The organism is Caballeronia ptereochthonis (assembly GCF_001545075.1).
GTDB lineage: Bacteria > Pseudomonadota > Gammaproteobacteria > Burkholderiales > Burkholderiaceae > Caballeronia > Caballeronia ptereochthonis.
Genome location: NZ_FCOB02000031.1, coordinates 26,408 through 39,700, shown reverse-complemented (window position 1 = coordinate 39,700; position 13,293 = coordinate 26,408). Strand labels below are relative to the sequence as shown.

The window sequence follows — 13,293 nt, the reverse complement described above, 5'->3', positions numbered from 1 at the left end:
GGGGTTGCGGCACCGCCGGGGCATCATGACTCGTCGGCGTTCCGTGAGCCGGCTTTGTGCGATGTGCGCTCGGCGACCAGCTTGGCGAGCGCGACCGACGCGAGCCGCACCCGCAATCTGTCCGCGACTGGTGATGACGATCGGAATGCGCGCACCGAGCACGAGGCCCGCGGCGTCCGCGGCTCCGAAGTCCATCATCTGTTTGGCCAGCCTATTGCCTGCTTCGAGGTCCGGCATCAGAAGGACGTCGGCGTCCCCGGCGGCGGGAGAAACGATGCCCTTCGCCGACGCGGCCGCGGCGCTGACAGCGTTATCGAAGGCGAGCGGCGCGTCGACCGTCGCGCCGCTGATCTGCCCGCGCGCGGCCATCGCCGTGAGCGCCGCGGCGTCGATCGTGGCGGACATCCTCGGGTTGACGGTCTCGACGGCGGCCAGCACCGCGACGCTCGGACGTTCGTTGCCGAGCAGATGCAGCAGGTCGACGGCATTCTGGCAGATGTCGCGCTTGTGCTCGAGCGTGGGCGCGATGTTCACGGCCGCATCGGTGACGATGAGCGGCTTCGCATACGTGGGCACGTCCATCCCATAGACGTGGCTCATGCGGCGGTCCGTTCTCAGGCCGGAGCCTCTTGCGACCACGGCCCGCAGCCCACAGCCCACAGCGGTTCATCGGTGTGCTGGCTGCCTTTCATCAGCGCGGCCACCTCGCTCGTCACCCAGCTGCGCGGCGCGGGCCGCCGCCGCGTGGCTATGTTCGACCGCTTCGATCGAAATCCCGGACAAGTCGAGATGCGCTGTTTCCGCGGCAGCATGAATCCTGCAGATCGGTCCGACCAGCAAAGGGTCGATGAGGCCTTCATCGCGCGCCTCGATGGCGGCGGTGAGCGATTCCGGCGAGCACGGGTGAACGATGGCCGTGCGCATCGGCGAACGTTCCTGCGCTTCGCGCACGAAACGGGCATAGCGGTCGTGCTGGCGCACGTAGATATCCGGTTCGGGGCAGCCGTCCATGTCACAGCGTGCGCAGGCGCGATGACCGTCGCATCACCGGGCAGGACGACGTCGCCCTTCTGATTCGTGCAGCACGTGTCGAAGTTTCCGGCTTGTCGCAAACGCGGGGTCCAGAAGCGTCGGATCGACTCCATGCGCACCGGTGGCGCCAACGCTCGAGGGAAATCAACCGGTCGCGAAGAACATTCACGATCGCAACTCCGTTTCGTACCCGCGCCGCGGTCTGCTGAGCCAGATCAATCGTCGAAGGGCGACGCAACAGTATCGTCGCTTCATCGACGAAGCCCATCGGAACGGAGCGCAAGATGAGGAAGCCGGCGCTGTGCGCAGTATCGCTGCTCGGACTCGCGGCATGCTCATCCGGCGCTCGCTGGAATGAATTCAGACAGACCGAGCCGGCGCTTGTGCAGGCGCGAGAATTCGCCTCGATCGATTGCTTTGGTCCTGAGGAATGCTCGCGGCTCTGGGAGCGCACCCGGCAGTACGTCGCGCGCTACTCCGCAACGCGCATACGCCGTGAGGATGCGGCTGAAATCGAAACCGGCCGTCCGCTCGAAGCCGGCGTCGTCTATCTGTGGGCCACACGCACGCCAACGGGAAACGGCGGCGAGCGCGCGCGGATAAGCCTCAAGGGCATGTGCCGGGGCATGTATGGAATGGACGGCGGTCCGGGCTGGCGATATGCGCAATGCGCCAGTCGGATACGCAGCATCGAGATGAACTTTCGTGGCTTCGTCGGGGCCCCGGCACGAGGTCCGACGGACGATGCGGCGTGATCGTGCGCTGTTTGATGTGAGTCAATCCAGTGACGTGCCGATGGCGGAGTATGGATCGACGTCACGATGCGGGTGGCGAACGCCAGGTCCACAGGGCATGCTGGCAACGAGAAAGGATGGGGAGAGAAAGATCATGGGCCTCGGAATGCAGATTGCCTGTCAGGGCTTTGCCGGCTCCAATGACGTCGAGCGCGAAGCCGGCGTCGAGCTCGTGCGGCTCGAACGCGTCGCGAAGGACATCGTCAACTGCCATCTGACGATCGAGGCGTATCGCGACCAGTCAGGGGCCCGGCTCTACGATGCCCGGCTCGATCTGGTGACGCGTGAGTTCAATCTCATTCCTGTCGAGAGAAGCTCGAATCCGGATGTGGCAGTGGCGATCCATCAGGCGTTCGAGAATGCCGTGCGCCTTCTTCGGCAAAGGTGCATTGCTTCGGCGTGAGCTGCAGAAAGCACGTCTCACATTGCGAGCGAGCCGGCATCGTGGGCGTGGGCGCTTTGCCCGCTGACGGCATCCGGCTCGTCGGAGAAAACCTCGTGCTCGGCTACGGTGCTTTCGCGATCGATGCACTGGACATGCCAGTGTCCCGCATCCGGCGCGCGAGACTCGCCGTCCGCGCCGCATCCAAAGTAGTTGGCGCGGCCTTTCTGCGATTCCGATGGCGCGCATGCCGATGGGTCATCCGTGCCGGTCGCGCCCGCGATGCCGGCCGGTGCGTTCAGCCTCAGGCCGTGAAGCATGAGCACAGCCTGTAGCGTGTCGGGGTCGAGCAGCAGCGTTCCGTCGGGCGCGGACCGCCACGTGCCCCACGGCGGAAGTTCGAAGCCATCGTGGGCTTCGCGCGACCAGCGGCCGCGTTCCTTGTCCAGCCATAGCACCGCATACGCCAATGCGGCGGCGTGATCGAAACCATCGAGCTTGATGGTGATGCGCATGGTCATCTCCTTCGGGAAGGTGTCAGTGACGCAACACCCATTCGACGAGCGTATGGGCATCTTCAGGCGAGAGAGGGCCGCCTCGTTCCGCGGGCGATGGCATCGCCATGTCGCCCCAATGTGGCCGCCCGCCTTCGCGCAGCTTGTGCTCCAGCATGACCTGGGCATGCGGGACATCGCGATAACGGTTGGCGATCTGCTGGAACGACGGCGCGAGGAAAGGCGCATCGTTGGTGTGGCAGAACATGCAATGCTGCTGATCGATGAGCGCACCCGGCTCGGATTGGGCGAGCGCGCGCGAGGCGCAGAACAGGAGGGCGCCGAGAAGCGCCACCAGCGCGACGTGACGGGCGCGAAGCTGGACAACTTCCGATCGTGTGCGGCAGCCGTGGGGAAGGCGAGTGAGCATGATGGACAAGCGGAACGGGCACACCGTGATCATGCGGGTCCGGTTCGCGGGGCTGTTGATCTGCATCAACGCGCGTATTGCTTTACACGCGAAAACTGAAGCTATGTACCTCGACCCACCGGGCGCGGATACGCCGTTCGCGCATGTTCCACGCATCATGGCGCACAAAGGATACCCGACCATGAACATCACATTCCCGCAGCAAGCGCCCGTTTATCTGAGTGATGAACCCGCGCTCACGTTCTGGGCGCTCGCGGACGGCGAGCGTGTCCCGTGCACGGTATCCGCTGAAGCGCTGGAGGATCACTTCGGCGCGACGTCGTGGCGAGAGGAGGATTTGCAGCGTGCTTTCGAGGACAGCCGCGCCGTCATAGAAGGCGCGGCGGAACAATTGCTGACGAGCGTCGGGCGCAGACCGGTGATGCTTCGCAGCGGATACTTCCGGTTCAGCGACGGGGCACCCATGCAAGGCGTGGCCTCGTAAGACCGGCCGACGAATACGGCAGCCGTTTCCGGGCGCTCCCCTAAAGGCGCGCCCGGGTCGGATGCGGCGGGATCGATATGAGGGACAGGCCGTCTTTCCCTGACTCGCCGCTCACACCCTCTCGAGCCCCTCCTGATCCAGAATCCGCACTTCCTTGCCGCACGCATCGACCACGCCGGCCTTCTGCAGCCTGGAGAACATCCGGCTCACCGTTTCCAGCTTGAGGCCCAGGTAACTTCCGATCTCCTCGCGCGTCATCCGCAATACGAACTGCGCCGGCGAATAGCCGCGCGCCTTCATGCGCGTCGAGATATTGAGCAGGAATGCAGCGACGCGTTGCTCTGCCGACATCGTACCGAGCAGCATCATGAGCCTGGATTCGCGCACGATCTCGCTGCTCATCAGGCGATGCACGTGGTGCTGGATCGTCTTGACCTCGCGGCACAGCAGTTCGAGCAGATCGAACGGGATGACGCAGACGACGCTGTCCTCGAGTGCGATCGCATCGCAGCTATGGTGGTCCGCGCTCACGCCGTCGAGCCCGAGCGCGTCGCCCGCCAGATGAAAGCCCGTGACCTGCTCGTTCCCGTCGCGATGCATGACGACGGTCTTGAAGCAGCCGCTGCGTACGGCGTACAGGCTCCGGAACGCATCGCCGCACCGATAGAGCGTGTCGCCGCGCCGCACGGTCCGGGTCGCGCAGATGATCGCGTCGAGCCGCTCGTATTCCTCCGACGAGAGACCGCTCGGCATGCAGACTCGCTGCATCGAACAGGTCGAGCAGCGTGCGTCCTTGCGCGTCGTGGCCGTCCGGGAGACATCCGCGATCTGAAAGGCGCGGCGCAGCGCCGGCGCTTCGGGTTGCGGGATGACGGATCTGCCTTCGCTTACGGGAACCATGCTGTGCCTCCTGTCGAACCTCGGTTCGCGTACGAGCCAGATCAGAAGACTGGAGTCTCGATGCGCGGCGGATGAATCCATGCATCGATTATTGGCCGCGCTATCTCAAAATTAAATCGGCGGTGGTGGAAAGTTCGGTAGGGGTTTGGGAAGGCGTGTAGGGAAATCCTGACAGACGACATGTTCAGACGTCGTCGCTCTCGTCGTCAAAAAGCTTGTGCTTGACCGCGTAACGCACGAGCGCCGCTTCGTGCGGCATCTGCATCTTCTCGAGAATGCGCGCCTTGTAGGTGCTGATGGTTTTCGCGCTCACACACAGCGCCTCGCCGATCTGATTGATGGATTCGCCCGCGCAAAGCCGCCGGAAGACTTCGAACTCGCGGTCCGACAGGCGCTGATGCGGCAGCGCGTCGGCGGGCTCGGTCAGGCTCTGTGCGAAGCGCTCGGCCATCGCGAGGCTCACGTATGCGCCGCCCGCCGCCACCTTGGTGACGGCGGAAACGAGCTCCGCGCTCGCGCTTTCCTTGGTGAGATAGCCCGACGCGCCTGCCTTGAACGCCCGCGCGGCATATTGCTGTTCCGCATGCATGGTGAGCACGAGGATGCGCAGCGCGGGCTTTTCTTCCTTGATCTGCTTGAGGAGCTCGAGGCCGCTGCGGCCCGGCATCGACAGATCGAGCACCAGCACGTGCGCCTGCGTCGATCGTGCGAGGGCGAGCGTGCTCGGCGCATCGCTCGCTTCGCCGGCAACCTCGAACCCGCTCGCGTTGGCGAGAATATGGCGCAGCCCGTCGCGCACGAGCGTGTGGTCGTCCGCGATCAGCACTTTTGTCGTCATGGTTGCGATTCCTTTTCCCGCACGGCCTCGCGCGGCAGGACTACGGTCAGCACGAAGCCGTTTTCTGGCATCGAATCGATGAGGACGCGTCCGCCCAGCGCATTCGCCCGCTCGCGCACGCCGAGCAAGCCGAAGGATTTCCCGCTCGCCGCCGGCAAGGCCGAGGCGCCGATTCCATCGTCGCCCACGCGCAGCACGCAATTGTCATCGTCGGCGCTGAGCGACAGATCGACACGGCTCGCATGCGCGTGACGCACGATATTCGTGAGCGCCTCCTCGACGATGCGGAAAACCGCCGTCGCCGCGTCCGCGTTGAACGTGAGATCGCCGGTATCGAGGTCGTGCCTGACATCGATGCGGTGGCGCTGAACGAAATCGTCGACGAGCCAGTCGATGGCCGCGGGCAGTCCGAGGTCGTCGAGCATGACGGGCCGCTGATGCGCCGCGATGCGCCTGAGCGACGCGATATTGCGGTCGATCAGGCCAAGCATGCGCTGCAACTGGGCGGCGATGCTTTCGTCGAGCGCGGTCTGCGCGTCAAGCTGCGTTTCGAGCGCGGATATTTCCATCTTGAGCGCGCTTAGCGTCTGTCCGAGATCATCATGCAATTCGCGCGCGATCCGGCTTTTTTCCTGCTCGCGCATTTGCTGGAGATTCGCGGAGAGCGCGCGCAATTCCTCGCGCGACTGCTCGAGTTCCGCGTCGGCTTTCACGCGCTCGGTCACGTCGCGCAGGATGACCGTGAGGAGCTTGCCGTCGTCATCTTCGGTCTGCGATATCGATGCCTCGAGGGGAAACTCCTCGCCATCCGCGCGCAGCCCGTACAACACGCGACTCGCACCCATCCGGCGATCCGATACGCCCGTTCTTTCGAAATGCCGGACCTGCTGCTCGTGCCCGGCGCGATAGCGTTCGGGAATCAGGCGCGACAGCGGTGCGCCGATCGCGTCGCTCGCCGCGCACCGGAAGACCTTCTCGGCCATCGGGTTGAACATCACGATGCGCTGCGTCGAATCGACCGTGATGATGGCTTCCGTCGTGGATCGGATGATGCCGTCCAGCCGCTTCTGGCCAAGGGTGGTTCTATCGACGAGGGCGCGTGCGGCGCGCTGCGCGGAAAGAAGCAGGATCAGAGCAGCCAGCAGCAAGGCGGACGTCGCCGCGCCCGCCCATAGCCAGAATTGCTCGATTTCGCCGAGCGCGCAAACGGAGAACAGGTGCTGAAGTCCGGCCCACCACACGCCGAACAGCGCCGCCGCTGCGACTACCGCCTGTGCGATCGCCTGGTGCGACACGGCGCGCCGAGCGGACGGACCGTTCGTCGGCGCGTGATGCCGGCCTTCATTTTTGCTCATATGGGCCTTTGGCGGACGACAGTCGGTCGTCCGCGGATGCACGTGGTCAGACCGCACGTAAGGGGAGTCGAATTAATTATCACCGATCACCGGGCCGCGCAAGCGCCCCGCGTTCGCTGCCCTTCGCTGACTGCGGCCGGGAAGGCCGATTCGACACCTGCGACCTGCGCAGAGCACGCAGCCATGCGCAAGACGGGTGCTGCGCTCAACCGGCTGCTTCCGCCGTCTGCGCCTGACGCTCTGCATGCGCCTCGGCTTCGCGTCCCGGCACGAGCATGACCGGGACGCGCGCCAGCCGCATGAAGCGCTCGGCGACGCTGCCCAGCACGAGGCGCCGCCAGCCGCGCCGCCCATGCGTGCCCATGACGACGAGGTCGGCGCCGAAATCCTCGGCGCAAGTCTCGATGCGCTGAGCGACGTTGTCGCCCGTCAGCTCGACTTCGCTCACGCGCGGTGTGCCTTTCACGCCTTCTTGCGTCATGCGCTCGGCGGCTTGCGCCGTCAGGCGTCGGCCTTCTTCGAGAAGAGCGTCGCGCATGTCGGGATAAAAGGTGGCCGTGGCGTCGTACGCGAGGGGCTGCGGGTCGACGACATAGAGCGGCTGGAGCATCGCGCCGTTCGCACGCGCGATTTTCAGGGCCTCGTCGAACGCGTGCGAGGAGGTAATGCTGCCGTCGATCGGCGCGAGAATGCGGGTGTACATGGCGAACCCTCCGAAGAGACGGCAATCGACGTCCAATTCGACATTGCTGGGAACCGAGTCTACGGACGTCCGGCCGAACGCCCTTGACTCAAATCAAGCGATTTCATGACGAAAGCCGCGCCGCGATCCGTTGACCTGGCTCAAAGCCGCACGGAGCGCCGCCGGTAGAGTCGACATCGCCGGCGCTCTGCAGGATCACGCGCTGCAAGCAATGCATTCATCGTGGAAGGGGAATCGTCATGTCTCTCAAGGGACAAGTGGACGACGCGGACTGGAGCGTCACCTGCAACACGGAGCAAACGCCGGAAGGCGTCGTATGCTCGATTGGCGTGGAACAGCGCGATGTGGAGGGCGGGCGTTTCGTGCACCGGTTCAGGCACGCTCGCACCTTCGACGACGAGCGCGAAGCCGTGCTCGCCGGGTTGGCGGAAGGCATGACCTGGATCCGGCTGCGCGCCTCGAGAACGATCGATGTCTAGGTGAGTTCAGCCTGCGGCGGGCAAGCGGCTCGCCTGCGGAGTCGATCCAGCCGCGCCAGCAGCTCGCGCCAGTACGCGCGGTCATCGAACATGGCGGGATCGACGTCCGTGCGGATCGCCGCCGTGATGCCTTGTTCGTCGCGGCTCAAGGGCTCGGCATGCAGGCGTTGCAAGTCGAGCACTGACACGTCCGCATCCGAAAATGCACGGGCAGACCGTGCACGCGCCGCAACGCGCGCGATCAACGTGGCGTCCGGGGCCTGGAAGTCCAGTATGAGAACGGGCACGGCCAGCTCGCTCGCGAGCCGCACGAAGCGTTCGCGATGCACGCGGTTGAGAAACGTGGCGTCGACGAGAGTCGCCAAACCTGCGTCCAGCACATGACGGGTCAGCGTGAGCAGATGATCGTAATGCCTGTCGATGCTGTCGGGGTCGTACGTCTCGCCGGGGAGCCGCTCGAAGTCCGGCGGCGAGAAGGACGTCGTGCGCTTGCGCTCGATATCACTGACGAGGCGCACCGCGCCGATCAGCGGCGCGAGACTCTCGCTCGCGCGAGATTTTCCGGAGCCCGAGAAGCCATGACAAAGCAGCAGGCACGGTGACGAGCCGCGCGCCGTTCGCGATGCCAGGTCCAAATAGCGCCGCGCATCGGCATCGTGCGATTTCAATGTCTCGACCAGCGCTCGCACGAGCGCCCGATAAACGATATAGAGCCGCAACGCCCGCAAGCCCGCGTAATCGCCGGTCGCGAGAAGCCATGCAGTCAACGCGCGTGCCGCCAGCGCGTCGCAGCCTTGCGCCTCGAGATCCATGACGAGGAGAGGCCAGGTCGCTCACGACGTCGATCCATCGCAACGCCCCATCGAATTCGATGCAATCGAAGATCACAGGCTTCGCACCCTGTAGAACGATGTTTTGCAGATGCAGATCGCCGTGGCATTCACGCACGAAGCCTTGTGCGCGTCGCGCATCGAAAAACGTGCCGAGCCGACGAAGTTCCGCTTCGCACCAGGTGGTGAGGTCGTTGGACACGGCACCCAGCGCTTCCCTGTGCAGACTTTCGAGCACCGCGCGAAGCTGGCCGGCGAACAAGGAAGCTGATCCATAGAGGCGATCGGGTGGCGCGTGCGGCGTGGCCCGATGAAAGCTCGCAATGCAACGCGCCGTGTTTTCGAGGATCCTGCCGTCGAGCGCTCCGGCTTTCAGCAGCGCCGCAAGGATCCGCTTGCCGTCGAAGCGGCGCATCATCACCGCGTATTCGACCGCATCGCCGGCGCGCCCGATCAAAAAACCGCGTCCGCGGCGCACGAGGGAGACGACACGCAGATAGATGCGCGGCGCGAGCCTGCGGTTGAGACGATATTCGTCCTCGCATGCGCGGCGGCGCGCCGAGGCGCGGGAGAAGTCCAGGAACCCCAGGTCGACGGGCTTCTTGATCTTGTAAGCGAAGCGGCCCGCCAGATAGACGAGCGAGATGTGCGTCTCGATTCGCTCGATGCGTCCGGCGGGGTGAGGATAGGTTCGGGGCCGGCGCATCGCCGCATCGACGGCGCGCAAGTGATGCCGGCCGCCTCGCTTGCGCGGCGTATCGGGCATGACGTTCAATGTGAGCGGTTCGGCGCGGACGGCTGATCCAGTTCAGTTGCCTTGAGCGCGATGCTGGCGGCCGCGTGATCCGCCTTGCGGTTGATGCGGGCGTTGGCGACTTCTTCCTTGTAGCGCGCGTTCGCCTCGGCAACGGCGGCGCGTCGTTCGTCTTTGGATAGCTGTCTGGAAGCGCGATACTCGGCATTGGCTTGCGCGGTGGCGTTGCGCCTCGTTACCAAAGGGTCGGTGGTCGCGGGCGCGACGATCCGACGTTCCCCCGACGGGGCGTCGGATGCGTCGGGCTGCGCCATGGCGGACGGCGCCCAAAACGCCAGCGCCATCGATATGGCTGCGACGGCCGCAACCGCGTCGCGCCGCCGGATGTGCGCCGCTTGCGGGCGTCGTTCCGCAGGTCTCCGGGCCATCGGCGCGGGTTCGAACGATGGCGTGAGTGTGTGCGTCATCCGCTTTCTCCTTCAGGCATGACCGCGACTGTGCGCGCACGGCCGGGCCTGCCGCTTGACTCAGGTCAACACTTCGCTCATCGCGCAGCAATCGGGGCTGCGAGGGGTTTGATACACGTCAAGCGGCTTGCGGCGCACTGGCGGCAGGATGATGCGATCGAATCAGGCGAACGTACGTCGAGGAGGGCCGCATCGAGGATGCCGTCGTCGGCCGCAAGCACGGCTTCGACCAGCCCGAGAGCGGCAGCACGTTCATCGCGAGCCCGAGCACGGCGCGAAAAATTCCGTGTGGCGGGTGCGTCCGTTGTGGCCGTTCGAGTTCATCGTGCTCACGGTGTACGTGGATCCGGATTACGAGTACACGGCGCGCGCAACGCCCGACAAGGATTTTGCGTGGATACTCTCGCGCCATCCCGGCATGAGCGAGGAGACCTATCAGACCATGCTGACGAGGCTGGATGCGCTGGGCTTCGACACGGCGCGCTTCAGAAAGGTGGTGCAGTTTCCCGAGCAGGTCGGCAAGCCGGGCTTCCATGGCGTGCGCTGAATGCGAAGCTCATCGGGATTCGCGAGATCCTCGCTTGACGTGCGTCAAGCGCATCGCGCCGATCGGTGCGACGCTTGCCGTGGCTCCACGACGGCGTGATCCATCGCGCGACGACGATGCACGATATCCGGCAGGCACTCGGGCGTTTCGACGATGCGCATCGACTGCACGCGGCGGCGGCGGTGACGCAGCTCGGCGAGTCGCCCGAGATCCTGCACGGACTCTCGCAACTCGATGCCGATGCGGCGCTCACGAAACTGTCGAGCGCGGCAGCGGGACTCGAACCCGAGGAAGCCGCGGAAAGACTGCGGCTGCACGGGCCGAACGATCTCGCGCGCGTGCGGCGGCACGGCGCGCTGCGTGAACTCGTCGGCAGGTCGGTCAATCCGCTCAACGGGCTTCTTCTGTCGCTTGCGGCGGTTTCGGTCTACCTCGGAGACCGCCGCGCGGCCGCGGTGATCGTCGTCATGGTGGTGCTGAGCGTCGGGCTCGGCTTCCTTCAGGAGCATCGCTCCAGCAAGGCAGCCGATGCACTGCGCCGCATGGTGCGCACGACCGCCACCGTACGCCGTCGCACCGGCGCAGCAGATGCCGATGCGGCCGGTCACGTCGAAGTGCCGATCGAGGATGTCGTGCCCGGCGACATCGTGCTGCTTTCCGCGGGAGACATGGTGCCCGCGGATCTCAGGCTCCTCTCGGCGAAGGACTTGTTCGTCAACCAGTCCGCGCTCACCGGCGAATCGATGCCGGTCGAGAAGTTCGCGCATGCCGCCACGGATGCCGCCCAAACGCCATTCGATCTCTCGAACATCTGCTTTACGGGCACTTCGGTGTTGAGCGGCATCGGCTGCGGCGTGGTGGCGCTCACCGGGCCGCGCACCGCGTTCGGCCATGTCGCGGGCATGATCGCGGCGCAGCGCGTGCTGACGAGCTTCGACCGCGGCATCACGCGCTTCACGTGGATGATGATCGGCCTCATCGCGGTGATGGTTCCGCTCGTGTTCTTCATCAACGGTCTGACGAAGGGAAACTGGTTCGAGGCATTGCTCTTCGCCGTCGCGGTCGCCGTGGGACTCACGCCGGAAATGCTGCCCATGATCGTGACGGTCAATCTCGCCAAGGGCGCGATCGAGATGGCGAAGAAGCGGGTGATCGTCAAGCGTCTCGACTCGATCCAGAATTTCGGCGCGATGGATGTGCTCTGCACCGACAAGACCGGCACGCTCACGCAGGACCGCATCATCCTGAAGCGGCATCTCGACGTGCATGGCGACGAGTCCGGCCGCGTGCTCGAGTACGCCTATCTCAACAGCCTGCATCAGTCGGGCCTGAAGAATCTGCTCGATGTGGCGGTGCTCCAGCACGTGGAAATGGAAGAGCGCCTGAGGATATCGGGCGAGTACCGGAAGATCGACGAGATGCCGTTCGATTTCGAGCGGCGGCGCATGTCGGTGGTGCTGTCACGCGGGCACGGCGAGCGCTTGCTCATCTGCAAGGGCGCGGTGGAGGAGGTGTTCGCGGTCTGCACGCGCTATGCGACCGACGCCGAAGAAGGTTCCCTCGATGCAAGTCACTTCGCCGATGCGCAACGCACGACTGCCGAGCTGAACGCGGACGGCTTTCGCGTGGTCGCGGTCGCGTGCAGGAGCTTGCCCGAAGAGTCGCGTCCTTATAGTGCGGCCGACGAGCAGGATCTGACGCTGCTGGGCTATATCGCGTTTCTCGATCCGCCCAAGGAAACCTGCGCGGCCGCGCTCGCGGCATTGGCGGCAAGCGGCGTGCAGGTGAAGATCCTCACGGGCGACAACGATATCGTCACGCGCAAGATCTGCCACGAGGTGGGGCATGCGGCCGATCGCATCGTGCTGGGCAGGGACATCGAGTCGCTCTCGCCGCACGCGCTCGAGGCGCTCGCAGAAGGCGCGAGCGTGTTCGCCAAGGTTTCGCCCGCGCAGAAAGCGGCCATTATCGATGCGTTGCGCCGGCGCGGGCATGTGGTCGGCTTTCTGGGCGACGGCATCAATGACGGTCCCGCGCTGAAGGCGGCGGACGTGGGCGTATCGGTGGACGGCGCAGTCGACATCGCCAAGGAATCGGCTGACATCATCCTGCTCGAGAAGAGCCTCGCCGTGCTCAACGAGGGGGTGCTTGAAGGCAGAAAGGTATTTGGCAACATCACCAAGTACATCAAGATGGGGGCGAGCTCGAACTTCGGCAACATGTTCAGCGTGCTCGGCGCGAGCATCATCCTGCCGTTCCTGCCGATGGCGCCGATTCAGGTGCTCACCAACAATCTTCTGTACGGCTTCTCGCAAGCGGCCATTCCGACCGACAACGTCGACGAGGACTATCTGGCGATGCCGAGGCGCTGGGACATCGGCACCATCTTCAAGTTCGTGGTGCTGATCGGACCCATCAGCTCGGTGTTCGACTACGTCACCTACTTCATGATGCTCCATGTGTTCCATGCCTGGGGCAATGCGCCGCTGTTCCAGACGGGCTGGTTCGTCGAATCCCTGATGAGCCAGACGCTCATCATTCACATCATCCGCACCGCGAAGGTGCCCTTCATCGAGAGTCGCGCGAGTGCGGCGCTGATCGCCACGAGCCTTGCAATCGCGGCGTTCGGCATGGTCCTGCCTTATCTGTCGCCGGGTGCGCTGCTGGGCTTCGTGCCCTTGCCAGGAGCCTATTGGGCCGGGCTCTTCGCGATTCTCGCGGGCTATGCGCTGTCGACGCACTTCCTCAAACGCTGGTTCGTGCGGCGGTTCGGGCTGAGCTGAGGTCACAGCGCGCCCGACCTC

15 protein-coding genes and 1 pseudogene are annotated in these 13,293 nt (G+C 64.9%); 6 read left to right on the top strand and 10 right to left on the bottom strand.

The annotated features are described in order from the left end of the window. Nucleotides 1-23: 23 nt before the first annotated feature. Nucleotides 24-1,091 (bottom strand): annotated as a pseudogene (locus tag AWB83_RS27580) (bifunctional enoyl-CoA hydratase/phosphate acetyltransferase); the annotation flags it as partial. A 225-nt stretch (nt 1,092-1,316) separates the two neighbouring features. Here AWB83_RS27580 and AWB83_RS27575 point away from each other — a divergent pair. Both AWB83_RS27575 and AWB83_RS27570 read left to right on the top strand, forming a co-directional pair. After that, nucleotides 1,317-1,787, top strand: a complete 471-nt coding sequence (locus AWB83_RS27575) for a hypothetical protein (protein ID WP_087048791.1) — start codon at nt 1,317-1,319, stop codon at nt 1,785-1,787. After that, nucleotides 1,777-2,229, top strand: coding sequence for a hypothetical protein (locus AWB83_RS27570; protein WP_244197910.1), 453 nt, complete (start codon nt 1,777-1,779; stop codon nt 2,227-2,229). The genes AWB83_RS27575 and AWB83_RS27570 overlap by 11 nt, the downstream gene beginning before the upstream one ends. A gap of 17 nt (nt 2,230-2,246) precedes the next feature. Here AWB83_RS27570 and AWB83_RS27565 read toward each other — a convergent pair whose 3' ends face one another. Both AWB83_RS27565 and AWB83_RS27560 read right to left on the bottom strand, forming a co-directional pair. Then, nucleotides 2,247-2,723 (bottom strand): DUF3564 family protein, encoded by a 477-nt coding sequence (locus AWB83_RS27565; protein WP_159463085.1) that lies wholly within the window; start codon nt 2,721-2,723, stop codon nt 2,247-2,249. A 22-nt stretch (nt 2,724-2,745) separates the two neighbouring features. Then, nucleotides 2,746-3,132: a c-type cytochrome gene (locus AWB83_RS27560; protein WP_244197916.1), complete on the bottom strand. Its 387-nt coding sequence runs from the start codon at nt 3,130-3,132 to the stop codon at nt 2,746-2,748. Between the two features lie 55 nt (nt 3,133-3,187). Here AWB83_RS27560 and AWB83_RS27555 point away from each other — a divergent pair, with 55 nt between their 5' ends. Next, nucleotides 3,188-3,616: a DUF1488 family protein gene (locus AWB83_RS27555; RefSeq protein ID WP_341866748.1), complete on the top strand. Its 429-nt coding sequence runs from the start codon at nt 3,188-3,190 to the stop codon at nt 3,614-3,616. A gap of 111 nt (nt 3,617-3,727) precedes the next feature. On the opposite strand, the gene fnr is transcribed toward AWB83_RS27555, so the two are convergent. The 4 genes from fnr to AWB83_RS27535 form a co-directional block, all read right to left on the bottom strand. After that, on the bottom strand, nt 3,728-4,516 hold the full coding sequence (gene fnr, locus AWB83_RS27550; RefSeq protein ID WP_087048788.1) for a fumarate/nitrate reduction transcriptional regulator Fnr: 789 nt from the start codon (nt 4,514-4,516) through the stop codon (nt 3,728-3,730). Between the two features lie 184 nt (nt 4,517-4,700). Next, complete coding sequence (locus AWB83_RS27545) at nt 4,701-5,354, bottom strand: response regulator (RefSeq protein ID WP_087048787.1); 654 nt, start codon at nt 5,352-5,354, stop codon at nt 4,701-4,703. Further along, on the bottom strand, nt 5,351-6,709 hold the full coding sequence (locus AWB83_RS27540; protein ID WP_087048786.1) for a PAS domain-containing sensor histidine kinase: 1,359 nt from the start codon (nt 6,707-6,709) through the stop codon (nt 5,351-5,353). Before AWB83_RS27540 ends, AWB83_RS27545 begins: the two co-directional genes overlap by 4 nt. 205 nt (nt 6,710-6,914) lie before the next feature. Next, nucleotides 6,915-7,412 (bottom strand): universal stress protein, encoded by a 498-nt coding sequence (locus AWB83_RS27535; RefSeq protein WP_087048785.1) that lies wholly within the window; start codon nt 7,410-7,412, stop codon nt 6,915-6,917. A 239-nt stretch (nt 7,413-7,651) separates the two neighbouring features. Here AWB83_RS27535 and AWB83_RS27530 point away from each other — a divergent pair, with 239 nt between their 5' ends. Next, nucleotides 7,652-7,891, top strand: a complete 240-nt coding sequence (locus AWB83_RS27530) for a hypothetical protein (protein WP_087048784.1) — start codon at nt 7,652-7,654, stop codon at nt 7,889-7,891. Here AWB83_RS27530 and AWB83_RS27525 read toward each other — a convergent pair. The 3 genes from AWB83_RS27525 to AWB83_RS27515 are packed head-to-tail and all read right to left on the bottom strand — an operon-like array spanning nt 7,888 to nt 9,942. Beyond that, a complete protein-coding gene (locus AWB83_RS27525; protein WP_244197915.1) occupies nt 7,888-8,481 on the bottom strand; it encodes a P-loop nucleotide/nucleoside kinase family protein in 594 nt (197 codons plus the stop codon). The genes AWB83_RS27530 and AWB83_RS27525 overlap by 4 nt on opposite strands. Then, the gene (locus AWB83_RS27520; protein WP_087048782.1) at nt 8,393-9,487 is read right to left on the bottom strand and encodes a phosphotransferase; all 1,095 of its coding nucleotides are present in this window, start codon (nt 9,485-9,487) and stop codon (nt 8,393-8,395) included. Before AWB83_RS27520 ends, AWB83_RS27525 begins: the two co-directional genes overlap by 89 nt. 5 nt (nt 9,488-9,492) lie before the next feature. Beyond that, on the bottom strand, nt 9,493-9,942 hold the full coding sequence (locus AWB83_RS27515; RefSeq protein ID WP_143750116.1) for a hypothetical protein: 450 nt from the start codon (nt 9,940-9,942) through the stop codon (nt 9,493-9,495). Nucleotides 9,943-10,228: 286 nt separating this feature from the next. Here AWB83_RS27515 and AWB83_RS27510 point away from each other — a divergent pair, with 286 nt between their 5' ends. Further along, complete coding sequence (locus AWB83_RS27510; RefSeq protein ID WP_159463084.1) at nt 10,229-10,489, top strand: lipocalin family protein; 261 nt, start codon at nt 10,229-10,231, stop codon at nt 10,487-10,489. 116 nt (nt 10,490-10,605) lie between these two features. After that, the gene (mgtA, locus tag AWB83_RS27505; protein ID WP_087048833.1) at nt 10,606-13,272 is read left to right on the top strand and encodes a magnesium-translocating P-type ATPase; all 2,667 of its coding nucleotides are present in this window, start codon (nt 10,606-10,608) and stop codon (nt 13,270-13,272) included. Nucleotides 13,273-13,293: the final 21 nt, after the last annotated feature.